Origin of the sequence: Pseudomonas sp. F8002, from assembly GCF_013385495.1 — a bacterium.
GTDB lineage: Bacteria > Pseudomonadota > Gammaproteobacteria > Pseudomonadales > Pseudomonadaceae > Aquipseudomonas.
In genome coordinates this window covers 170,365-191,470 of record NZ_JACAPW010000024.1, presented here as the reverse complement: position 1 = coordinate 191,470, position 21,106 = coordinate 170,365, and the positions used below count along the sequence as shown (strand labels likewise).

Annotated in this window: 21 protein-coding genes and 1 pseudogene; 10 read left to right on the top strand and 12 right to left on the bottom strand. The window is 61.5% G+C overall.

Features of this window, described 5'->3' with window-relative positions; all coding sequences use genetic code 11:
* Positions 1–153: 153 nt before the first annotated feature.
* Together gmk and HX811_RS18800 are read right to left on the bottom strand one after the other, a co-directional pair.
* Positions 154–774: a guanylate kinase gene (gmk, locus tag HX811_RS18805; RefSeq protein WP_003213284.1), complete on the bottom strand. Its 621-nt coding sequence runs from the start codon at positions 772–774 to the stop codon at positions 154–156.
* 11 nt (positions 775–785) lie between these two features.
* Positions 786–1,649, bottom strand: coding sequence for a YicC/YloC family endoribonuclease (locus HX811_RS18800; RefSeq protein WP_008439430.1), 864 nt, complete (start codon positions 1,647–1,649; stop codon positions 786–788).
* A 217-nt stretch (positions 1,650–1,866) separates the two neighbouring features.
* Here HX811_RS18800 and rph point away from each other — a divergent pair, with 217 nt between their 5' ends.
* Both rph and HX811_RS18790 read left to right on the top strand, forming a co-directional pair.
* On the top strand, positions 1,867–2,589 hold the full coding sequence (gene rph / locus HX811_RS18795) for a ribonuclease PH (RefSeq protein ID WP_003213280.1): 723 nt from the start codon (positions 1,867–1,869) through the stop codon (positions 2,587–2,589).
* A gap of 22 nt (positions 2,590–2,611) precedes the next feature.
* Entirely contained in the window at positions 2,612–2,980 is a 369-nt protein-coding gene (locus HX811_RS18790) for a DUF4870 domain-containing protein (protein WP_003213278.1), read from the top strand.
* 58 nt (positions 2,981–3,038) lie between these two features.
* Here the strand turns inward: HX811_RS18790 and HX811_RS18785 are convergent, their stop codons facing one another.
* A complete protein-coding gene (locus HX811_RS18785) occupies positions 3,039–3,818 on the bottom strand; it encodes an exodeoxyribonuclease III (protein WP_003176915.1) in 780 nt (259 codons plus the stop codon).
* Between the two features lie 82 nt (positions 3,819–3,900).
* Here HX811_RS18785 and pyrE point away from each other — a divergent pair, with 82 nt between their 5' ends.
* Positions 3,901–4,545 carry an orotate phosphoribosyltransferase gene (gene pyrE, locus HX811_RS18780; protein WP_003213276.1) on the top strand — a complete coding sequence of 215 codons (645 nt, stop codon included), beginning with the start codon at positions 3,901–3,903 and terminating at the stop codon, positions 4,543–4,545.
* Between the two features lie 168 nt (positions 4,546–4,713).
* Here pyrE and argB read toward each other — a convergent pair whose 3' ends face one another.
* The 4 genes and pseudogenes from argB to coaBC form a co-directional block, all read right to left on the bottom strand.
* The gene (gene argB, locus HX811_RS18775) at positions 4,714–5,619 is read right to left on the bottom strand and encodes an acetylglutamate kinase (RefSeq protein WP_003213275.1); all 906 of its coding nucleotides are present in this window, start codon (positions 5,617–5,619) and stop codon (positions 4,714–4,716) included.
* Positions 5,620–5,638: 19 nt separating this feature from the next.
* Positions 5,639–7,015 (bottom strand): annotated as a pseudogene (locus HX811_RS18770) (phosphomannomutase/phosphoglucomutase); the annotation flags it as partial.
* Between the two features lie 296 nt (positions 7,016–7,311).
* Complete coding sequence (gene dut / locus HX811_RS18765; protein ID WP_003213270.1) at positions 7,312–7,767, bottom strand: dUTP diphosphatase; 456 nt, start codon at positions 7,765–7,767, stop codon at positions 7,312–7,314.
* A gap of 5 nt (positions 7,768–7,772) precedes the next feature.
* Positions 7,773–8,981 (bottom strand): bifunctional phosphopantothenoylcysteine decarboxylase/phosphopantothenate--cysteine ligase CoaBC, encoded by a 1,209-nt coding sequence (gene coaBC / locus HX811_RS18760; RefSeq protein ID WP_008439425.1) that lies wholly within the window; start codon positions 8,979–8,981, stop codon positions 7,773–7,775.
* A 130-nt stretch (positions 8,982–9,111) separates the two neighbouring features.
* Between coaBC and radC the strand changes: the two genes are divergently transcribed.
* Positions 9,112–9,786, top strand: coding sequence for a DNA repair protein RadC (gene radC, locus HX811_RS18755; protein WP_177046843.1), 675 nt, complete (start codon positions 9,112–9,114; stop codon positions 9,784–9,786).
* A 58-nt stretch (positions 9,787–9,844) separates the two neighbouring features.
* On the opposite strand, the gene HX811_RS18750 is transcribed toward radC, so the two are convergent.
* The gene (locus HX811_RS18750) at positions 9,845–11,437 is read right to left on the bottom strand and encodes an ABC transporter substrate-binding protein (RefSeq protein WP_177046841.1); all 1,593 of its coding nucleotides are present in this window, start codon (positions 11,435–11,437) and stop codon (positions 9,845–9,847) included.
* Between the two features lie 458 nt (positions 11,438–11,895).
* Here HX811_RS18750 and rpmB point away from each other — a divergent pair, with 458 nt between their 5' ends.
* Entirely contained in the window at positions 11,896–12,129 is a 234-nt protein-coding gene (rpmB, locus tag HX811_RS18745; RefSeq protein WP_003213263.1) for a 50S ribosomal protein L28, read from the top strand.
* Positions 12,130–12,140: 11 nt separating this feature from the next.
* A complete protein-coding gene (gene rpmG / locus HX811_RS18740) occupies positions 12,141–12,296 on the top strand; it encodes a 50S ribosomal protein L33 (protein WP_003176906.1) in 156 nt (51 codons plus the stop codon).
* A 70-nt stretch (positions 12,297–12,366) separates the two neighbouring features.
* On the opposite strand, the gene HX811_RS18735 is transcribed toward rpmG, so the two are convergent.
* On the bottom strand, positions 12,367–12,729 hold the full coding sequence (locus HX811_RS18735) for a cupin domain-containing protein (RefSeq protein WP_003213261.1): 363 nt from the start codon (positions 12,727–12,729) through the stop codon (positions 12,367–12,369).
* Positions 12,730–12,959: 230 nt separating this feature from the next.
* Between HX811_RS18735 and HX811_RS18730 the strand changes: the two genes are divergently transcribed.
* Together HX811_RS18730 and HX811_RS18725 are read left to right on the top strand one after the other, a co-directional pair.
* Positions 12,960–14,453, top strand: coding sequence for an aldehyde dehydrogenase (locus tag HX811_RS18730; RefSeq protein ID WP_177046839.1), 1,494 nt, complete (start codon positions 12,960–12,962; stop codon positions 14,451–14,453).
* A gap of 156 nt (positions 14,454–14,609) precedes the next feature.
* Positions 14,610–15,752, top strand: coding sequence for an MFS transporter (locus HX811_RS18725; RefSeq protein WP_134327524.1), 1,143 nt, complete (start codon positions 14,610–14,612; stop codon positions 15,750–15,752).
* A 124-nt stretch (positions 15,753–15,876) separates the two neighbouring features.
* On the opposite strand, the gene HX811_RS18720 is transcribed toward HX811_RS18725, so the two are convergent.
* Together HX811_RS18720 and HX811_RS18715 are read right to left on the bottom strand one after the other, a co-directional pair.
* The gene (locus HX811_RS18720) at positions 15,877–17,439 is read right to left on the bottom strand and encodes a phospholipase D family protein (protein ID WP_177046891.1); all 1,563 of its coding nucleotides are present in this window, start codon (positions 17,437–17,439) and stop codon (positions 15,877–15,879) included.
* Positions 17,440–17,501: 62 nt separating this feature from the next.
* On the bottom strand, positions 17,502–18,926 hold the full coding sequence (locus tag HX811_RS18715; protein ID WP_008439421.1) for a PLP-dependent aminotransferase family protein: 1,425 nt from the start codon (positions 18,924–18,926) through the stop codon (positions 17,502–17,504).
* 165 nt (positions 18,927–19,091) lie between these two features.
* Here HX811_RS18715 and HX811_RS18710 point away from each other — a divergent pair, with 165 nt between their 5' ends.
* Complete coding sequence (locus HX811_RS18710) at positions 19,092–19,328, top strand: DUF1127 domain-containing protein (RefSeq protein WP_023659297.1); 237 nt, start codon at positions 19,092–19,094, stop codon at positions 19,326–19,328.
* A 1-nt stretch (position 19,329) separates the two neighbouring features.
* Here the strand turns inward: HX811_RS18710 and HX811_RS18705 are convergent, their stop codons facing one another.
* Positions 19,330–20,622: an FAD-binding oxidoreductase gene (locus HX811_RS18705; RefSeq protein ID WP_003208746.1), complete on the bottom strand. Its 1,293-nt coding sequence runs from the start codon at positions 20,620–20,622 to the stop codon at positions 19,330–19,332.
* 115 nt (positions 20,623–20,737) lie between these two features.
* Between HX811_RS18705 and HX811_RS18700 the strand changes: the two genes are divergently transcribed.
* Positions 20,738–21,091 (top strand): YkgJ family cysteine cluster protein, encoded by a 354-nt coding sequence (locus HX811_RS18700; RefSeq protein ID WP_003208747.1) that lies wholly within the window; start codon positions 20,738–20,740, stop codon positions 21,089–21,091.
* Positions 21,092–21,106: the final 15 nt, after the last annotated feature.

Here is a 21,106-nt window from a genome sequence, read left to right as displayed (position 1 = left end):
CGAATGCAATATGCGCGCTGCCCGGTTGGGCGAGCGGACTGAACAGTTTAAAAAATCACCAGCGTTTAGGGAAGCGCTGATTTTTCGCAGGCCATCGCAAACGCGCTACAAGTGCCAATGTAAAGCCCCTGCAGCGGTTTTGGGAAGAGCCAATCAGCCGAGCAGTTCGGCCAATAATTTGCCGAAACGCTGCTGCTGACGCTTTTGCTGGAGCTGATTGGCGCGGAAAATCGCTTTCAGATCGTCCAGCGCGTGAGCGAAATCGTCGTTGATGATCAGGTAGTCGTAGTCGACGTAGTGGCTCATTTCACTGACGGCTTCACGCATGCGACCTTCGATGATCTCGTCGCTGTCCTGGCCACGATTGGTCAGGCGCTGGTGCAATGCTTCCAGCGAAGGCGGCAGGATGAAGATCGAGCGGGCTTTGGGCATCAACTGGCGCACTTGCTCGGCGCCCTGCCAGTCGATTTCCAGGATCAGGTCGTGGCCTTCGTCCAGGGTCTGCTGCAGGTGGCTTTGCGAGGTGCCGTAGAGGTTGCCGAAGACCTCGGCGCGCTCCAGGAAATCACCGTGCTCGATCATCTTGACGAACTCGGTGCGCTCGACGAAGTGGTAGTGCACGCCGTTCACTTCACCCGGGCGCATGGCGCGGGTGGTGTGGGATACCGAGATGCGGATCTGCTCGTCAGCGTCGGTCAGGGCCTTGACCAGGCTGCTTTTGCCCGCGCCCGATGGGGCAGAAATGATGTAAAGGGTGCCGGTGCTGTGGGTCATGTCAGGGTGCCTTACTCGATATTCTGTACTTGTTCGCGCATTTGCTCGATCAACACTTTGAGGTTGACCGCAGCCTGGGTGCTGCGCGGATCAAAGGCTTTGGAGCCCAGTGTATTGGCTTCGCGGTTGAGTTCCTGCATCAGGAAGTCCAGGCGCCGACCGGCGGCACCGGCGGACTTGAGCACGCGGCGCACTTCCAGAATGTGGGTGCTCAAGCGGTCGAGCTCTTCGGCAACGTCGCTCTTTTGTGCCAGCAGGACCATCTCCTGCTCCAGACGCACCGGATCCAGTTCGGCCTGCATGTCGGCGAAGCGGTCCAGGACCTTCTGGCGCTGGGTGGCAAGCATCTGCGGCACCAGTTCGCGCAGGGTCACCACGTCTTCTTCAATGGAGGTCAGGCGGTCGCTGATCAGGCGGGCCAGTTCGGCCCCTTCACGCTCGCGGCCGGCCTTGAGTTCTTTCAAGCCCTGGTTGAACAGGGCCAGCGCCTCGGCGTTCAACGCCTGTGGGTCAGTGGCGTCGGCCACCAGCACGCCGGGCCAGGCCAGGACTTCCAGCGGGTTGATGGCGGCAGGCTGCTTGATCAGGCCGGCGATGGTTTCGGCGGCGGCGACCAATTGGGCGGCGCGCTCGCGATCCACCTGCAACGGCTTGCCGGTGGTTTCCTCGGTAAAGCGCAGGGTGCATTCCAGCTTGCCGCGGGAGATGCCCTGGCGCAGTGCCTCACGAACCGCGCCTTCGAGGTCGCGAAACGATTCCGGCAGGCGCAGGTGCGGCTCCAGGTAGCGGCTGTTGACCGAGCGCAATTCCCAGCTCAGGGTGCCTTGGACGCCGGCTTTTTCGACGCGGGCGAAGGCGGTCATGCTGTGCACCATGGAGGTACCTCGCGATGCAGTCCCGCAAACAGGCGGGCTGATGGGTAGATTGAAGCCGACAGGCTGCGAAGGCGCAGGATTGTAGCTCAAGGGGACGGGTGGCCCCAAACAGTGGCTTCGGTGCCCGGGTTTGTAACAGGATTTTTTAGCCGTGCCGATCAGGGCTGGCGGCTCTATAATGCTCGGCAGTTTTTCGTCCTCCGTACAGGTATCCCCTATGAAACGTCCAAGTGGTCGCGCTGCCGATCAGCTCCGCTCGATCCGCATCACCCGCAACTACACCAAACACGCCGAGGGATCTGTACTGGTCGAGTTTGGCGATACCAAGGTTATCTGCACCGTCAGCGTCGAAAACGGCGTGCCGCGTTTCCTCAAGGGCCAGGGCCAGGGTTGGTTGACCGCCGAATACGGCATGCTGCCGCGCGCCACCGGCGAGCGTAACCAGCGTGAAGCCAGCCGTGGCAAGCAAGGCGGCCGCACCCTGGAAATCCAGCGCCTGATCGGTCGCTCCCTGCGTGCAGCCCTGGACATGTCCAAGCTGGGCGACGTGACCCTGTACGTCGACTGCGACGTGATCCAGGCCGACGGTGGTACCCGTACTGCCTCCATCACCGGGGCCATGGTTGCCCTGGTCGACGCGCTCAAGGTCATCAAGAAACGTGGTGGCCTGAAAGGCGGCGATCCGCTCAAGCAGATGATCGCGGCTGTATCGGTCGGCATGTATCAGGGCGAGCCGGTGCTGGATCTGGACTATCTTGAAGATTCGGCTGCCGAGACCGACCTGAACGTGGTGATGACCAGCACCGGTGGTTTCATCGAAGTGCAGGGCACCGCCGAAGGCGCGCCATTCCAGCCGGCGGACCTGAATGCCATGCTGGCCCTGGCCCAGAAGGGCATGACCGAAATCTTCGAACTGCAGAACGCCGCATTGGCCGACTGATTCAATCCCAAGGAGCGACGCCATGAGTGACAGCCAACTTCCACTGCCGACACCGTCCAAGGAAGTTCGCCAGTGGGCGATGCTCTGTCATTTTGCGGCGTTCTTCGGGCTGATGTTCCCGTTCGGCAGCCTGCTGGGGCCCTTGATTCTTTGGCAGGTGAAGAAGGATGCAGACCCGTTCATTGATGACCAGGGCAAGGAAGCGCTGAATTTCCAGATCACCGTGGGCATTGCCTGGGCGGTCTGCTTCCTGCTGGGTTTTATCGTGATCGGCTTTGTGTTGATGACCGTGCTGGTGATCGGCGCGGTGGTGATGACGATCATTGCGGGCATCAAGGCCAACAAGGGCGTGGCTTATCGTTATCCGTGGACATTGCGGTTGATCAAATAACCACCGCCCACAAAAAAACCGACAGTGATGTCGGTTTTTTTGTGCCTGGAAAAAGACCTTAGATGGTCAAGGTCCAGTCGTAGTCCACGATCAGCGGCGCGTGCTGCGAGAAGCGCGGCTGGCGTGGCAGACGTGCGCTGCGCACGAAGCGACGCAAGCCTGGCGTCAGCAGCTGGTAGTCAAAACGCCAGCCGAGGTTGAGCATCTCGGCCTGTTCGTTATCCGGCCACCAGCTGTACTGGTCGCCTTCGCGGCTGACTTCCCGCAGGGCATCGACATAGCCCATGTTGCCGACAATCTCGTCCATCCAGGCCCGTTCCGGCGCCAGGAAGCCCGGGGATTGCTGGCTGTCGCGCCAGTTCTTGATATCCAGCTTCTGTTGCGCCACGTACAGCGAGCCACAGTAAATGTACTCGCGACGTTTGCGCCGCTGTTTATCCAGATAACGGGCGAAGTCGTCCATTAGCTTGAACTTCTGGTTCAAGTCTTCATCGCCATTCTGCCCTGATGGAAGCAGCAAGGTCGCAATGCTGACCTTATCGAAATCGGCTTGCAGGTAGCGCCCGTAGCGGTCGGCTGTCTCGAAGCCGAGGCCGCTGATGACCGCCTTGGGTTGCAACCGCGAATACAAAGCCACGCCGCCTTGGGCGGGAACTTCGGCATCACAGGCATAAAGGAAGTAGCCATCCAGTTGGAAGGCTGGGTCGTCCAGTTCAAAGGCGGAGGCGCGGGTGTCCTGCAGGCAGATGACGTCGGCATTCTGGGCTTGCAGCCAACTGAGCAAACCACGCTCGACTGCAGCCTGAATACCATTGACGTTCACACTGATGATCCGCATAAATGGCCCCAAAAATCGCGTGCGTGTATGATACACGCCGTCTACCTAATTAGCTAAATCCGTGGTATCTGAGGCTTTTTTCATGCAGGCGTATCAACGCGATTTTATTCGTTTTGCCATCGATCGCGGCGTATTGCGCTTCGGTGAGTTCACCCTGAAGTCCGGGCGCACCAGCCCTTACTTCTTCAATGCCGGCCTTTTCAACTCGGGTTCTGCCCTGGCGCAGCTGGGTCGTTTCTATGCGGCCGCCATCGTTGAAAGCGGCATTTCCTTCGACGTGCTGTTCGGCCCTGCCTACAAAGGCATCCCCCTGGCGGCCGCGACCGCCGTGGCTCTGGCTGAACATCACGAGCTGGATCTGCCTTGGTGCTTCAACCGCAAGGAAGCCAAGGCCCACGGCGAAGGCGGCAGCCTGGTGGGTGCGCCGCTCAAGGGCGACGTGCTGATCATCGACGACGTGATCACTGCCGGTACGGCGATTCGCGAAGTGATGCAGATCATCGCTTCCCAGGACGGCGCCAAGGCGGCCGGCGTGTTGATCGCGCTGAACCGCCAGGAGCGCGGCAACGGTGAATTGTCGGCGATCCAGGAAGTGGAGCGTGATTTCGCGATTCCGGTGGTGAGCATTGTTTCGTTGAACCAAGTGTTGCAGTTCCTGGAAGATGACCCGCAGCTCAAGCAGCATTTGCCGGCGGTCAAGGCTTATCGCGAGCAGTTCGGCGTTTAGAAGATCCATGTGGGAGCGGGCTTGCTCGCGAATACGGCTTGTCAGTTGATATATGTGTCGACTGACCCGCCGCTTTCGCGAGCAAGCCCGCTCCCACATTTTTAGACCGAGTACATAGAAAAGGCCCCGTTCAATCGAATTGAACGGGGCCTTTTTGTTTACCAGCGCTTAGGGGCGCTTGCGGTTGCTGATCAGGGTACCCACACCGGTATCGGTGAAGATTTCCAGCAGGATCGCATTCGGCACCCGGCCATCCAGGATCAACGAGCTGCCAACGCCGCCTTGCACCGCTTCCAGCGCGCAGCGGATCTTCGGCAGCATGCCGCCGTAGATGGTGCCGTCGGCGATCAGGTCGTCCACTTGCTGGGTCGTCAGGCCGGTCAAGACCTTGCCTTCCTTGTCCATCAAGCCGGCGATGTTGGTGAGCAGCATCAGCTTCTCGGCCTTCAGCGCCTCGGCCACCTTGCCGGCCACCAGGTCGGCGTTGATGTTGTAGGACTCACCGTTGGCACCGACACCGATCGGCGCGATCACCGGAATGAAATCGCCTTTCACCAGCAGGTTCAGCAGGTCGGTGTTGATGCCGATCACTTCGCCCACCTGGCCGATGTCGATGATTTCCGGCTGGGTCATCTCCGGGGTCTTGCGGGTCACGGTGAGCTTCTTCGCCCGGATCAGTTCGGCGTCCTTGCCGGTCAGGCCGATGGCGCTGCCGCCATGGCGGTTGATCAGATTGACGATGTCTTTGTTCACCTGGCCGCCCAGGACCATCTCTACCACGTCCATGGTCTGGGCGTCGGTCACACGCATGCCGTCGATGAAGTGACTCTCGATGGACAGGCGCTTGAGCAGGTCACCGATTTGCGGGCCGCCACCGTGTACCACCACCGGGTTGATCCCGACGGCTTTCATCAACACGATGTCGCGGGCAAAGCCGGTTTTCAGCTCGTCGCTTTCCATGGCATTGCCGCCGTACTTGATCACCAGCGTCTTGCCGACGTAGCGTCGAATGTAAGGCAACGCTTCGGAAAGGACCTTGGCGGTATTGGCGGCGGCTTCGCGTTCGAGGGTCATTCAGGGCTCCGGTAAAAAATCAGAACGGTAATTGGAGATCAGGGGCAACACGTTTCAACTGGGCGTGGAACACGTCCTTGATGCGCTGCAACTCAGCCTCGGTATCCGCCTCGAAACGCAGCACCAGCACCGGTGTGGTGTTGGATGCGCGAACCAGGCCCCAGCCTTTGGCGTAATCGACTCGCACACCATCAATGCTGGTCAGGTCGGCGCCTTCGCCCCATTGCGCATCGTGCAGTGCGTCAATGATGCTGAATTTGCTCTCCTCGGTCACATGGATATTGATCTCTGGCGTAGAAATATCATTCGGGAAGGTCTGGAACAGCTCCTGCGCGGTCGATTTTTCCTTGCTGAGGATCTCCAGCAGACGAGCGGCGCTGTAAATGCCGTCGTCAAAGCCGAACCAGCGCTCCTTGAAGAACACATGGCCGCTCATTTCGCCGGCCAACAGCGCGCCGGTTTCTTTCATTTTCTTTTTGATCAACGAGTGGCCAGTCTTCCACATTAGCGGGCGACCGCCATATTCCTTGATCAGCGGTGTGAGGCGGCGGGTGCACTTCACGTCGAAGATAATTTCGGCACCTGGGTTGCGCGCAACCACGTCGCGGGCAAACAGCATCAGCAGGCGGTCCGCAAACACGTTTTCGCCGGTGTCCGTCACCACGCCAACGCGGTCGCCGTCACCGTCGAAGGCCAGGCCGACGTCAGCCCCTGTCTCCTTGACCTTGGCGATCAGGTCCACCAGGTTCTCGGGCTTGCCTGGATCCGGGTGATGGTTCGGGAAGTTGCCGTCGACGTCACAGAACAGCGGGATCACTTCGCAGTTCAGGGCTTCGAGCAGTTGCGGGGCGATCACGCCGGCCGCGCCATTGCCGCAGTCCACCACCACTTTGAGGCGGCGCGCGAGTTTGACGTCGCCGGTGATTTGGTCAGAGTAGCGCTGCAGGATGTCGACTTTGGTGACGCTGCCTTCGCCGCTGGTCAGGTCGTTGGTCTTCAGGCGGGTGTGCAGGGCCTGGATCTGTTCGTTGGCCAGGGTGTCGCCAGCGATGACGATCTTGAAGCCGTTGTAGTCCGACGGGTTATGGCTGCCGGTGAGCATCACGCCCGACTTGCCGGCCAGTACGTTGGCCGCGTAGTACAGCGCAGGCGTCGGCACCAGGCCCACGTCGCTGACGTGGCAACCGCTGTCGGCCAGGCCCTGGATCAGTTGCTCGACCAGCTCGGGGCCGGACAGGCGGCCATCACGGCCTACGGAAACGTTGGGCTCGCCCTGGGCCAGGCTCTGGGAGCCAATGGCGCGGCCGATCCAGTAGGCGGTCTCGGCGGTCAGGGTCTTGGGGACCACGCCACGAATGTCATAGGCGCGGAAAATGCTGTCGGGAAATGTCGGGGCGACTCGGGCTGGGTTGCTCATTGCGGGGGGAACTCCATCGATAAGGGGCTGGGCTGGCCTCAAGGGTGCTGACCGGCAGGCTCAAACTGAAGGGTAAGACGGCGTTTTTGGCATAGAGTTCGTGGTGCAAAAGTGCCATCGGCGCCGAAGCTCCGCCCTTTTGCCCGCTTAATGCCCTGATTTCACTGGGGAAACCTTGCTGATAAGTTCCGCGCATTCTTCATCCTGAAAGGCCATGCGTTGGCATCAGGCCGGGTGAGGCACCCGGCTTGTTCGGCTAAGTCAATTCAGCTTAGTCAGTGGCTGCCGGAATGCCCGAAGCCACCTGCGCCGCGTTGTGTTTCGTCGAACTCTTCGACCAGCTCGAAGTGCGCCTGCACCACCGGTACCAGCACCAGCTGGGCAATGCGCTCGCCGACGGCGATGTTGAACGCGGTCTGGCCACGGTTCCAGCAGGACACCATCAACTCGCCCTGGTAGTCCGAGTCGATCAGCCCCACCAGGTTGCCGAGGACGATGCCGTGTTTGTGGCCCAGGCCGGAGCGCGGCAGGATCAGCGCCGCCAGGCCCGGGTCGCCCACGTAGATCGACAGGCCGGTCGGAATCAGAATGGTCTGGCCTGGTTCAAGCACGGTGTCCTGCTTGAGCATGGCACGCAGGTCGAGGCCGGCGGAGCCTGGTGTGGCGTAGGCCGGCAGCGGGAATTCGTTGCCGATGCGGGGGTCGAGGATCTTGGCTTGCAAAGCGTGCATGGAAATTAAACCTGGTTCAGCCGTTGGGCGATAAAAGAGATCAGTTGGCGGGCAATCTTGCCCTTGCTGGTCTGGGCGAAAACGGTAGCGTGCAACTCGCGGTCGATCACGCTGATGGCATTTTCCTCGCTGTTGAAGCCGATGCTCGGGTTGGCGACATCGTTGGCGACAATCAGGTCGAGGTTTTTGTCTTTCAATTTGCGTGCGGCATAGTCCAGCAAATGCTCGGTTTCGGCAGCAAAACCGACGCTGAACGGGCGGTCCTCACGGGTGGCGATGGTCGCCAGGATGTCCGGGTTGCGGACCATTTGCAGGAGCAGGCCGTCGCCGCTTGTAGGGTCTTTCTTGAGTTTCTGCGGCGCAACCACCTCGGGGCGGTAGTCCGCTACCGCAGCCGAAGCGATGAACAGGTCGCAGGGAATCGCCGCTTCACAGGCCGCCAGCATGTCGCGGGCGCTGACTACGTCGATTCGGGTAACGCGATCCGGGGTCGGCAGATGCACCGGGCCGGTGATCAACGTCACACGGGCGCCTGCCTCGACCGCCGCTTCCGCCAGGGCAAAGCCCATTTTTCCTGAGCTATGGTTGGTGATGTAGCGCACCGGGTCGATGTTTTCCTGGGTCGGGCCGGCGGTGATCAGCACGTGCTTGCCGGTCAGGGCCAGGTGCTGGAAGCAGTCGGCGGCGCAGTGGGCCAGGTCGGTGGCTTCGAGCATGCGGCCCATGCCCACGTCGCCGCAGGCCTGGCTGCCGGAGGCCGGGCCGAAAACCTTGAGGCCGCGGCTTTGCAGGAGTTGGGTGTTGGCCTGGGTGGCCGGGTCGCGCCACATGGCCTGGTTCATGGCCGGGGCGATCGCGACGGTGGCGTCGGTGGCCAGTACCAGGGTGGTCAGCAGGTCGTCGGCAATGCCTTGGGCCAGGCGGGCGATCAGGTCGGCGGTGGCCGGGGCGATCAGCACCAGGTCGGCCCACTTGGCCAGCTCGATGTGGCCCATGGCGGCTTCGGCCGCAGGGTCCAGCAGGTCGAGGTGAACCGGGTGGCCGGACAAGGCCTGCATGGTCAACGGGGTGATGAATTCACTGCCGCCACGGGTCATGACCACGCGCACTTCGGCGCCCTGGTCGAGAAGCCTGCGAACCAGCTCTGCGCTCTTGTAGGCGGCAATGCCGCCGCCGACGCCGAGAACGATGCGTTTCCGATACAGACGCTGCATTGGCTTGCCTTTCCAGTTCAGTGATGGCGTTGCGATGCCCCCTCCCCAGGTGAAATCGCACGCAAAAAGATGGCCTAAGATACCACAGCGTCCGCCATGCAACAGCGGCGCACATGCACACGGAGGTGCCATGAGTATTCGCGATTGGCCTGCGGCAGAGCGTCCGCGGGAGAAGCTGTTGGAGCTGGGAGCGGAGAACCTTTCCGACGCGGAATTGCTGGCGATTTTCCTGCGCACCGGGGTGTCAGGCAGGAGTGCCGTGGACCTGGCGCGCCATCTGCTGGCGCAATTTGGCAGCCTTCGGGCGCTGATGGAGGCGAGGCAGCCGGTGTTCAGCCAGCATTTGGGGTTGGGGCCGGCGAAGTTCGCCCAGCTTCAAGCCGTACTGGAGATGGCGCGCCGCCATTTGGCTGAACGCCTGCGCAACGACTCGGTGCTGGAAAGTCCGGAGGCTGTGCGCGACTACCTCAAGGCACTGCTGCGCCATGAGCCTCACGAGATATTCGGCTGTCTGTTTCTCGACTCAAAACACCGGGTGCTGGGCTTCGAAAAGCTGTTTCAAGGCACCATTGACAACGCCATCGTCTACCCGCGACAAGTGGTGAAGCGCGCGCTGGACTACAACGCCGCGGCGCTGATCCTGTGCCACAACCATCCTTCCGGCAGCCCCGAGCCCAGCATCGCTGATCGAAAATTGACCAAGGTGTTGCAAAAGGCGCTGGAGATGGTGGACGTGCGTGTGCTGGACCACATCATTGTGGGGGAGGGCGACCCGCTGTCGATGGCGGAATTTGGGTGGATGTAGGGTGAAAGCCGCTGCAAGTGGCAAGCTGCAAGCCTCAAGCAGGCTTGCAGCTTGTAGCTTATGGCTTGACGCTGACTTTCGAGTAATCCTGACGCCCGAACGGGCTCACCTGATACCCCTCGACATTCTTGCGGGTCAGCGCAAACGCGGTCGGGTGCGCCAGTGGCAGCCAGAGCGCCTGTTGCTGGATCTGCGCCTGGGCCTGCTGGTACAGCTTGCTGCGCACGCCTTGTTCGCTGGTGGTCTTGCCGGCGCTGATCAGCTTGTCCAGCGCCGGGTCGCAGTAGCGGGCAAAGTTGGTGCCGGAATTCACGGCCGCGCAGGAGAACTGCGGCGTCAGGAAGTTATCCGGGTCGCCGTTGTCACCGGCCCAGCCCATGAACAGCAGGTCGTGCTCGCCGGCCTTGGCGCGGCGGATCAGTTCGCCCCACTCGATCACGCGGATTTCAGCCTGGATGCCGACCTTGGCCAGGTCCGCCTGCAGCAGTTGGGCGCCCAGGCTGGGGTTGGGGTTCAGCAGGCTGCCCGACGGCCGGGTCCAGATCGTGGTCTTGAAGCCATCCTTGAGCCCGGCGCGATCCAGCAGCTGCTTGGCCTTGGCAATGTCCTGCGGATAGCCCGGCAGGTCCTTGGCATAGCTCCAGGTATTGGGTGGGTAAGGGCCGTTGGCGGCTTCGGCGGTGCCTTCGAATACGGCCTTCAGATAGCTGGCCTTGTCGAAGGCCAGGTTGATCGCCTGGCGAACTTCCGGCTTGTCCAGTGGCGGATGCTGGCTGTTGATGGCGACAAACGCGGTCATGAAGGCCGCGGTTTTCTCGACCTTCAGGTCGGCGTCTTTCTGGGCGGCATCAATATCCAGGGGCTTGGGCGACAAGGCGATCTGGCACTCGTCGCGACGCAGTCTCTGCAGGCGCACGTTGGCGTCCGGGGTGATCGCAAAGATCAGGTTATCCACCGCAGGCTTGCCGGCGAAGTAATCCGGGTTGGCCTTGTAGCGAATCGTCGCGTCCTTCTGGAAGCGCCCGAAAATGAACGGCCCGGTGCCGATAGGCTGGCTGTTGAGCTTCTCCGGGGTGCCGGCCTTGAGCAGTTTGTCGGCGTATTCCGCCGGGTAGATCGAGGCAAAGCCCATGCTCAAGGCGGCGAGGAAGGTCGAATCGGCGTGGTCCAGGGTGAAGCGCACGGTCAGCGGGTCGAGGGCGTCGATCTTCTTGATCAGCGTGGGCAACTGCAGCGACTGGGCGTGGGGGAAGCCGCTCTGGGCGATCTTGTGCCAGGGGTTGGCCGGGTCGAGCATGCGCTCGAAGCTGAAGCGCACGTCTTCGGCGGTCAGGCTGCGGCTAGGCGTGAAGTAGTCAGTGCGGTGGAATTTAACGTCCGGGTGCAGCTTGAAGGTGTAGGTGAGGCCGTCCGGCGACACTTCCCAGCTGTCTGCCAGGCTCGGGACCAGCTTGCCGCTGGTGGCGTCGAAGTCCACCAGGCGGTTCATCAATACGTCTGCCGAGGCGTTGGTGGTGGTCAGCGAGTTGTATTGCACCACGTCGAAGCCTTCGGGGCTGGCTTCGGTGCAGACGCTCAGGGTAGTGGCCGCCTGGGCGTGTGCAGCAATAAAAAGAGGGGCTAGCAATAGCGGTAGGGCAGCGAGGCGCATATTCGGTTTCCTTTGCAGATCGAAGGCCCATCTGCGAGTGCAGTCTGGAAAAGTCCTACCGTAGTGGGCTGATTGACAAATGACTAGCCCATTTTTGCCTGTGCTTTTGCCGCAAATACTGTTTTGATGGCGCCTCAGGTCGTTTTGCCGAGCACTTTGCAGTGCGCGCGGGCGCTGTAAATCATTCTGTGCGACGAGCGGTTAGCTTCTATAGCGGCCCACCCTGGCAACGGTTCAGGCGTCCATGGCCTGGATTTACGCGTATAAAAGTACACGGCCTGTTGTTGCACTGGGGTCTTTCTGGTATAAAGCAGCGCTCTTTTCTAGGGGCCCGGTTCCTTCGCTAGTAGGTGTAGCCGGTAAGACCCTAAAGAAACGCGGCGCCTGGCGCCAAATGACTGAGAGATTAAGCGGCCAACCCATGCCGGGTTGGGCATGTGGTTTTAGAGGGCTGAGGCATGTCGAGAGTCTGTCAAGTTACCGGTAAGGGTCCGGTGACTGGGAATAACATTTCCCACGCAAACAACAAAACCCGTCGTCGTTTCCTGCCAAACCTGCAGCATCACCGCTTTTGGGTTGAAGAAGAGAAACGTTTTGTTCGTCTGCGCGTATCTGCCAAAGGCATGCGTGTTATCGACAAGCGCGGCATCACTGTCGTGCTGGCCGAACTGCGCCGCGACGGCAAAATCTAAGGAGCTAAATCATGCGTGAATTGATTCGAATGATCTCTAGCGCCGGTACTGGTCACTTCTACACTACCGACAAGAACAAGCGTACTACCCCGGACAAGCTCGAAAAGAAAATGTTCGACCCGCGCGTTCGCAAGCACGTGATCTACAAAGAAGGCAAAATCAAGTAATTGGTTTTCTTTCTTGTGAAAAAAAGCCCGTATCTCACGATGCGGGCTTTTTTTTGTGCCTGATAAATGATCAGGCCTTTTCTTCGAACACCACGTAGATCTTGCGGCAGGGTTCCAGCACTTCCCAGGTGCCGCTGAAGCCGGCCGGAATGACGAAGCGATCACCGGCCCGCAAGGTCTTGGCGTTGCCGTCGGCATCGCGCAACACCGAAACACCCTGCACGATCTCGCAATACTCATGCTCGGTGTAGTTGACCTTCCACTGTCCGACTTCACCTTCCCAGACCCCGGCGCTCATCTGGCCGCACGGACTGTTGTAGTGGTTGTAGACGGTTTGCTCCGGGTCGCCCTTGAGGATTTTTTCCGCAGCCGGACGGTAGCGATCAGGCTCGGTCCTGGCCTGGCTGAAGTCGACGATATTCTGGATGTTCATGGGCGTGTCCCGTCTGGCCTGCGGTTGGAGAGCTCAAAGTCTATGTTTATTAAAATGAACATCGCAAGGGCGTTTGCTGCCGTTATGTCAAATATATTGAAACATCCATCGCCGCTGGTTTAGGGTGGCAGCTGCCTTGAGCCGAACAGCTGGCTGGCCGGGCAAGAATTCTTCGAAGGTGCCTGGGTACATCGCCCGGCCCTTGTATTCAATAAGAGGAGGACACTCGCATGACCACCCTGACCCGTGCCGACTGGGAACAACGCGCCAAGGATCTGAAGATCGAAGGCCGCGCCTACATCAATGGCGAATACACCGCCGCCGTTTCCGGCGACACGTTCGAATGCCTGAGCCCAGTCGATGGCCGCCTGCTGGCAACCGTTGCCAGCTGTGACGTCGCCGACGCCCAGCGTGCCGTAGAAAACGCCCGTGCCACGTTCAATTCCGGTGCCTGGTCGCGCCTGGCGCCAGCCAAGCGCAAAGCCACCATGATCCGTTTCGCCGGCTTGCTCAAGGCCAACGCCGAAGAGCTGGCACTGCTTGAAACCCTGGACATGGGCAAGCCGATCAGCGACTCCCTGAACATCGACGTCCCAGGCGCGGCGCAAGCGCTGAGCTGGAGCGGCGAGGCCATCGACAAGATCTACGATGAAGTCGCAGCCACCCCTCACGACCAGCTGGGCCTGGTGACCCGTGAGCCCGTCGGCGTTGTCGCGGCCATCGTGCCGTGGAACTTCCCGCTGATGATGGCCTGCTGGAAACTCGGGCCGGCGTTGTCCACCGGTAACTCGGTGATCCTCAAGCCATCTGAAAAATCACCGCTGACTGCCATCCGCATCGCTGCCCTCGCGGTTGAAGCCGGCATCCCGAAAGGCGTGTTCAACGTGCTGCCGGGTTATGGCCACACCGTGGGTAACGCCCTGGCGCTGCACATGGACGTCGACACCCTGGTGTTCACCGGTTCCACCAAGATCGCCAAGCAACTGCTGATTCGCTCCGGCGAGTCGAACATGAAGCGCGTCTGGCTGGAAGCTGGCGGCAAGAGCCCGAACATCGTGTTTGCCGATGCCCCGGACCTGCAAGCCGCCGCCGAATCCGCGGCCGGCGCCATCGCCTTCAACCAGGGCGAAGTGTGCACCGCCGGTTCGCGCCTGCTGGTGGAGCGTTCGATCAAGGATAAATTCCTGCCGCTGGTAATCGAGGCCCTCAAGACCTGGAAGCCGGGCAACCCGCTCGACCCGGCCACCACGGTCGGTGCGCTGGTGGATACCCAGCAGATGAACACCGTGCTGTCGTACATCGAAGCCGGGCATGCCGATGGCGCCAAGCTGGTGGCCGGCGGCAAGCGCACGCTGCAGGAAAGCGGTGGCACCTATGTGGAGCCGACGATTTTCGACGGCGTGACCAACGCCATGAAGATCGCCCAGGAAGAAATCTTCGGCCCGGTGCTGTCGGTAATTGCCTTCGACAGCGTGGAAGAAGCCATTGCGATCGCCAACGACACCCAATACGGCCTGGCCGCTGCGGTGTGGACGTCGAACATCTCCAAGGCACACCTGACCGCCAAGGCACTGCGTGCCGGCAGCGTGTGGGTCAACCAGTACGATGGCGGCGACATGACCGCACCGTTCGGTGGTTTCAAGCAGTCGGGTAACGGCCGCGACAAGTCGCTGCACGCGTTCGACAAGTACACCGAGCTGAAGGCGACCTGGATCAAGTTGTAAGCCTCCAGGAACACCGCTGAAAAAAATGTGGGAGCGGGCTTGCTCGCGAATGAGGTATCACAGTCGCTGATGTATTGACTGGTACACCGCATTCGCGAGCAAGCCCGCTCCCACACTGTTTTGTGTGATCTCCAAATCATCCACAGGAGCGTGGAAATGCGTTGGGCGACCTATTTCGCCGTGTTGGCGTCGGTCTTGAGCGTGGGCCTGGCCTTGGGCGTGAGCATGCCGCTGGTGTCCCTGCGCCTGGAAAGCTGGGGCTATGGCAGCTTCGCCATCGGAGTCATGGCGGCGATGCCGGCCTTTGGTGTGCTGCTGGGTGCCAAGGTCTCCAGCGGCCTGGCCTCGCGCCTGGGCACGGCGAACCTGATGCGCCTGTGCCTGTGGGCGGGGGCGATTTCCATCGGCTTGCTGGCGGTATTGCCCAGCTACCCGGTATGGCTGGTGTTGCGGCTGATGATCGGGGTGATCCTGACCATCGTGTTTATCCTCGGCGAAAGCTGGATCAACCAACTGGTGATCGAGCGCTGGCGCGGCCGTCTGGTGGCGCTGTATGGCTGCAGCTATGCCTTGAGCCAGCTGTCGGGCCCGTTGCTGCTAGGCGCGCTGGGTACGGACAACGACATTGGCTTCTGGGTGGGTGTCGGCCTGCTGACGTGCTCGCCGATCCTGCTGCTGGGCCGCACCGGTGCGCCGACTGCCGAGTCTTTCAGCGTGACCTTTGGCGACTTGCTGCGCTTCTGCCAGGGCTTGCCGGCGATTGCCTGGGCAGTGGCGTTGTTCGCCGCATTCGAGGCGATGATTCTTACGTTGTTACCGGTGTATTGCCTGCAACAGGGTTTCACCGCCGAGATTGCCCTGGCGATGGTCAGCACGGTGGTGGTCGGTGATGCGTTGCTGCAACTGCCGATTGGCGCGCTGGCGGACTACCTGCCTCGGCGCACGCTGTTTCTCGGCTGCGCGCTGATGCTGCTGGTGACGAGCCTGGCGATTCCGCTGTTGCTCGATACGCTGATGATCTGGCCGGTGTGGGTGCTGTTCGGGGCCAGCGCCGGCGGGTTATTCACCCTGTCGCTGATCCTGATTGGCGAGCGCTACCGCGACGACGCACTGGTGCGCGCCAATGCGCATATCGCGCAGCTGTGGGGCATTGGCTGCCTGATCGGCCCGCTGGTGGCCGGTGCCGGCAGCCAGTGGATCAGCGGGCATGCGTTGCCGTTGTTGATGGCGGCGGGGGCGTTGGGGTTGGTGATCCTGTTGCTGCGCCAAGGTGCGTTCGGCGCCGCACAACCCGCCTGAACTTGAAATGCGATCACCTGTGGGAGCCGGGCTTGCCCGCGATGGCGGAGTGTCAGCACCGGATGCGTAAACTGACACTCCGCCATCGCAGGCAAGCCAGCTCCCACAGGTCCCGTCGCTGTTCTTAAAGCATGCGTTCCAGCCCGACGGATGTGGCAAACCAGGCATTGAACCGGCGCCACCAACTGCCGGGTTCGCGGGTCAGGGTGTGCAGTTGGCCGTTGTCTTCGGTCACCCATACCACCTGGCCATTCTGCAGCTTCGCCTGATAGCTCAACGGGGGCGCCATGCCCTCCAGTGCCAGGTTGCGCACGTGTTCCGCCAGTTCGGGACTGTCCACCAGCACCCCGACTTCGGTGTTCCACAGCACCGAGCGCGGGTCGAAGTTGAATGAGCCGATGAAGGATTTCTCCCGATCAAAGATGATCGCCTTGCTGTGCAAGCTGGAATCCGAACCGTGGAATGTACCTTTGCGGAACAGATGAGGGCCGCTGCCGCCACCGTCTCCCGGCTGGCGGCGCAACTCGTATAGCTTCACCCCGTGTTCCAGCAGCGCCTTGCGATAGGGCGCATAACCGCCGTGCACGGCCGGTACGTCGGTGGCTTCCAGGGAGTTGGTCAGCAGGCTTACCGATACGCCGGCGTCCGCGCGACCGGTCAGGTACACCAGCCCGGGCTGCCCGGGCACGAAGTAAGCCGAAATCATCATCAGCTCATGGCTGACACCTTCCAACTCCGGCGCCAGTTGGGTCGTCAGCAGCAGCCGTGGATCCGGATCGGCCTTGGCCAGCACCTTGCTCGGCGCATCCCACAGTGCCTGGTTCCAGGCCCAGATCAGCTCACGGCGCCAGATGTCCATGCGCGGCTGGGTCTTGTAGGTGCGCAGGCGGTTGTACAGGGCATGGTTTTGTTGGCGAGACTCGGCAAGGGAATCTTCCAGGCGTACGCGGGCGCTGGCCAGGTCGCCTTTGGAAGCGCTGCTGACGAAGTCACCAATGGGTTTGCTCAGGGCACTGTTCCAGTACTGATCGAAACTGTGGCCGAGTTGCTCGGCCACCGGGCCCACGCTGAGCATGTCGATATCGGTGAAGTTGAGGTTGGGCTCGGCGTCGAAATACTCATCCCCCAGGTTGCGCCCGCCGACGATGGCCACGCTGTTGTCTGCCAGCCACAGCTTGTTGTGCATGCGCCGGTGTTGCAGCGACAGGTCGAACAGCCGTGCCATGGCCCGCGTCACGCCGGTGCTGCGGCCCAGGTGCAGCGGGTTGAACAGGCGAATCTGGATCTGCGGGTGGGCGGCGAGGGTGGCGATGATCTGGTCCAGGCCGTCGCTGGTGGTGTCGTCCAGCAGGATGCGCACGCGCACGCCACGGTCGGCGGCCTTGAGCAGTTCATCCACGAGCATGCGGGTGCTGATGCCGTCGTGGACGATGTAGTACTGCAAGTCGAGGCTGGTCTGGGCGTTGCGGATCAGTTCGGCGCGGGCCATGAAGGCTTCGCTGCTGTTGGGCAGCAGGCGGAACCCGGAGCGGCCTTTGTAGGGTGCGGCCTGGGCCTGGATCGAGCGGCCGAAGGAAGATTCGCTGGCCGGCAGCGCCTCACTGGGCGTGCGTGGCGCGTCGATGGTGGCGCAGCCGCCCAGGGCCAGGATGCCCAGCAGGAAAAATGGTAATAGCCGGTGGGTCATCAATGACATGGGTTCCGAATCAGGGCGATTGTCGGCATATGACGGCTATTTCCCGTAAAAGGTCAGTCCATCGCTTCGGCCAGCAACCGGATGGCGGTCGCGCCGACCTTGCGTACAGCCTCTTCAATCTGCGGCGTTGGTTTGGCAGCGTAGTTCATGCGCAGGCAGTTCCTGTACTTGCCGGAGGCGGAAAAGATACTTCCCACTGCAATCTGTACACCTTCATCCACCAGCAGCCGGTTGAGTTTCAGGGTATCGAAGCCTTCCGGCAGTTCCACCCACAGCATGAAACTGCCCTGGGGGCGGCTGGCGCGGGTGCCCGCCGGGAAATAGCGGCTGACCCAATCGAGCATCAGGTCGCGATTGCGCTGGTATTGCGTGCGCATCCGCCGCAAATGTGGCTCGAAATGTCCACCTTTCAGAAACTCGGCAATCGCGATCTGCGGCTGGGTCGCGGTGGAGCCGGTGCTGATGTATTTCATGTGCAGCACACGCTCCAGATAGCGACCGGGTGCGACCCAGCCAATCCGCAGGCCGGGTGCGAGGGTCTTCGAGAAAGAGCTGCACAGTACGACGCGGCCATCCTCGTCGAAGGACTTGATGGTGCGTGGGCGCGGGTAGCTGTAGGCCAGTTCGCCATACACGTCGTCTTCGATGATCGCCACGTCAAAGCGCTGGGCCAGGGTCAGCAGTGCGCGTTTGCGCGACTCCGGCATGATGTAGCCCAGTGGGTTGTTGCAGTTGGGGGTCAACTGTATGACTTTGATCGGCCATTGTTCCAGTGCCAGTTCCAGCGCTTCCAGGCTGATACCGGTGAGTGGGTCGGTGGGGATTTCCAGGGCTTTCATGCCCAGGCCCTTGAGGGTTTGCATGGCGCCGTGGAAGCTTGGCGAGTCGACGGCAACGATGTCGCCGGGCTCGCAAATGGCGTGGATGCTGGCGGACAGGGCCTCGTGGCAGCCGGTGGTGATCACCAGGTCCTGGGGCGTCAGTTGGCAGCCTGAATCGAGCATCAGGCGGGCAATCTGTTCACGCAGGTCCAGGTTGCCGTGGATGGTGTCGTAATACAGCCCCGGCATGTCCTGGCGCCGACTGATCCGGGCGAGGCTGCGTAGCAGGGGTTTCATGGTCGGCGACAATACATCCGGCATGCCCCGGCCCAACTGTATGGCGTCTTTGCGTGGCACCGCGCGGATCAGCTCCAGCACCTGGTCCCACTGGGAAATTTCCACCGGGCGCTGGGCGGGGCGGCCTACGGCGGGCAATGCCGGCAAGTCGCGGCCCACCGGTACGAAGTAGCCGGATTTGGGTTTGGGCATCGCCAGGCCGTTGTCTTCCAGTACGCGGTAGGCCTGCTGCACGGTGCTCAGGCTGACCCCATGCTCCACACTCAAGGCCCGAACTGACGGCAATCTGTCGCCCGGGCGATAGAAACCCTGCTCGATGCGCGTGCCCAACAGTTCGGCGAGGTTGACGTATAGGGTCATGGCGGTGCTTCCCGGTTACCAGTACAGATAGGCTGAAAATACAGGATTCAGCGGCCGATAGGCAGTATCTGTATGGATTTAATACAGGGTGGTTGAATCTGTCATGGTTTTACGCGCCGGCTCATCCTACGTACTCATGGCAACACGTTAATGAGGGGCAGGAAAATGAGCGGTATGAGCGATGTGCGGTTGGCGTTACACAGTCAGGAACTGGAAGCCGGGCAGGAGCGGCGCATGGCGGCGCGTACCAAGGCCCCCACACTCAGTTCATGGGCGTTGTTCTGGCACCGCATGCATACGCGCAAAACCTTGCTGGAGCTGACCCCCGAGCAACTGCGAGACGTGGGCCTGAGTGCCGAGCAGGCGCGCCGGGAAGGCTTGAAGCCCTTCTGGCGCGGCTGATTCAGACCAGTTCTTTCAATCGGTGCCAGAGCATTCCCAGCGCCAGCAGCGGCGAGCGCAAATGCTTGCCGCCCGGGAAAGTGATGTGCGGCACCTTGGCAAACAGATCAAAGCGCCCGCTTTGCTGGCCGCTGATGGCTTCGCCCAACAGCTTGCCTGCCAGGTGGGTGGCATTGAGGCCATGGCCGGCATAGGCCTGGGCGAAATACACATTGGGCTGGTCGGCCAGCCGGCCAATCTGCGGCAGGCGGTTGGCGCCAATGCCGATCATCCCGCCCCACTGGTAGTCGATTTTCACGTTGGCCAGTTGTGGGAACACCTGCAGCATTTTCGGACGCATGTAGGCACCGATGTCCTTCGGATCCCGTCCGGAGTAATGGCAGGCACCGCCGAACAGCAAGCGTCGGTCGGCGGACAGCCGGAAGTAATCCACCGTCACCCGCTGGTCACACACCGCCATGTTTTGCGGCAGCAACTCGGCTGCCTGGGCTTCGCTCAAGGGCTCGGTGGCGATGATGTAGCTGCCTGCGGGCAGCACCTTGCCGCTCAGATGCGGGTTGAGGCCGTTCAAATAAGCATTGCAGCCCAGCACCAGGGTCTTGGCGCGCACATTGCCCTGGGCGGTGTGAACGTTGACCTCCGGGCCGTAATCGATCCGAACCGCCTCGGAATGCTCGAACAACTGGACGCCCAACTGCTGTGCAGCGGCTGCCTCGCCGAGGGCCAGGTTCAGCGGGTGCAGGTGGCCGGAGCCCATGTCGATCATGCCGCCAACATAGCGGTTGGAGCCGATCACACTGCGCATCTCGCTGGCTTGCAGCAGGCGCACTTCATGGCGATAGCCAAGGCCTTGCAGCTCTTCGGCGTCGGCGGCCAGGTGTTCCAGGTCGCGGGGTTTGTTGGCCAGGTCGCAGTAGCCCCAGGTCAGGTCGCAGGCGATCTGCGAACGCTCGACCCGCTGGCGCACGATTTCCACGGCTTCCAGGCCCATCAGTTTCATCTGGCGCACGCCCTCGGTGCCGATGACGTTGGTGAACTGATCCAGGCCATGACCGACGCCACGAATCAGTTGCCCGCCATTGCGCCCGCTGGCGCCCCAGGCAATCTTGCGGGCTTCCAGCAGGACTACGCTGAAACCCCGTTCGGCCAGTTCCAGAGCAGTGTTGAGCCCCGAAAAGCCGCCGCCGACCACGCACACATCGGCCACGATTTCACCTGTCAGCACCGGATAATCAGGCTGCGGGAAACTGCTGGCGGCGTAGTAGGAATTGGCGTGCCGGGCGCTGGCGGTCATGGGGAGCATCCCTGTTTGGAAAATTTGACGCAGGATACAGCGGTCGGGCGAAGCTGTCTCACCGGGGGCTTTTAGGGCAGAATCCACGCCTATTCGCCGTTCGGTCCCTGTGTCGATGAGTTGCAACAGTCAGAAAGTCAACGCGCTGCGCCGGCAGATTCCCTCGTTCGAGTGTGTCCCGGGTTGCCACGACTGCTGTGGGCCGGTGACCACGTCCCCCGAGGAAATGTCGCGCCTGCCGCGCAAGACCGCTGCCGAGCAGGAAGCGGCGATGGACGAACTCAACTGCGTGCACCTTGGCCCCAATGGCTGCACCGTGTACGACGAGCGCCCGCTGATTTGCCGCTTGTTCGGCACCACGCCGACCTTGCCATGCCCCAACGACCGCCGCCCGGTGGAGTTGATCCACCCACGGGTGGAAAAGCAGATTCATGCGTACATGGCGTCGACGCGTCAGGTATTGGTCTAGCGGATGTCCCCGCTC

Coding starts and splice junctions, on each gene's coding strand:
- HX811_RS18710 (WP_023659297.1), top strand. CDS start 19,092: ATGAGCGGTATGAGCGATGTGCGGTTGGCGTTACACAGTCAGGAACTG.
- HX811_RS18705 (WP_003208746.1), bottom strand. CDS start 20,622: ATGACCGCCAGCGCCCGGCACGCCAATTCCTACTACGCCGCCAGCAGT.
- coaBC (WP_008439425.1), bottom strand. CDS start 8,981: ATGCAGCGTCTGTATCGGAAACGCATCGTTCTCGGCGTCGGCGGCGGC.
- HX811_RS18730 (WP_177046839.1), top strand. CDS start 12,960: ATGACCACCCTGACCCGTGCCGACTGGGAACAACGCGCCAAGGATCTG.
- HX811_RS18700 (WP_003208747.1), top strand. CDS start 20,738: ATGAGTTGCAACAGTCAGAAAGTCAACGCGCTGCGCCGGCAGATTCCC.
- HX811_RS18735 (WP_003213261.1), bottom strand. CDS start 12,729: ATGAACATCCAGAATATCGTCGACTTCAGCCAGGCCAGGACCGAGCCT.
- HX811_RS18785 (WP_003176915.1), bottom strand. CDS start 3,818: ATGCGGATCATCAGTGTGAACGTCAATGGTATTCAGGCTGCAGTCGAG.
- rph (WP_003213280.1), top strand. CDS start 1,867: ATGAAACGTCCAAGTGGTCGCGCTGCCGATCAGCTCCGCTCGATCCGC.
- argB (WP_003213275.1), bottom strand. CDS start 5,619: ATGACCCTCGAACGCGAAGCCGCCGCCAATACCGCCAAGGTCCTTTCC.
- rpmB (WP_003213263.1), top strand. CDS start 11,896: ATGTCGAGAGTCTGTCAAGTTACCGGTAAGGGTCCGGTGACTGGGAAT.
- radC (WP_177046843.1), top strand. CDS start 9,112: ATGAGTATTCGCGATTGGCCTGCGGCAGAGCGTCCGCGGGAGAAGCTG.
- HX811_RS18720 (WP_177046891.1), bottom strand. CDS start 17,439: ATGACCCACCGGCTATTACCATTTTTCCTGCTGGGCATCCTGGCCCTG.
- pyrE (WP_003213276.1), top strand. CDS start 3,901: ATGCAGGCGTATCAACGCGATTTTATTCGTTTTGCCATCGATCGCGGC.
- HX811_RS18750 (WP_177046841.1), bottom strand. CDS start 11,437: ATGCGCCTCGCTGCCCTACCGCTATTGCTAGCCCCTCTTTTTATTGCT.
- dut (WP_003213270.1), bottom strand. CDS start 7,767: ATGCACGCTTTGCAAGCCAAGATCCTCGACCCCCGCATCGGCAACGAA.
- HX811_RS18715 (WP_008439421.1), bottom strand. CDS start 18,926: ATGACCCTATACGTCAACCTCGCCGAACTGTTGGGCACGCGCATCGAG.
- HX811_RS18800 (WP_008439430.1), bottom strand. CDS start 1,649: ATGGTGCACAGCATGACCGCCTTCGCCCGCGTCGAAAAAGCCGGCGTC.
- rpmG (WP_003176906.1), top strand. CDS start 12,141: ATGCGTGAATTGATTCGAATGATCTCTAGCGCCGGTACTGGTCACTTC.
- HX811_RS18725 (WP_134327524.1), top strand. CDS start 14,610: ATGCGTTGGGCGACCTATTTCGCCGTGTTGGCGTCGGTCTTGAGCGTG.
- gmk (WP_003213284.1), bottom strand. CDS start 774: ATGACCCACAGCACCGGCACCCTTTACATCATTTCTGCCCCATCGGGC.
- HX811_RS18790 (WP_003213278.1), top strand. CDS start 2,612: ATGAGTGACAGCCAACTTCCACTGCCGACACCGTCCAAGGAAGTTCGC.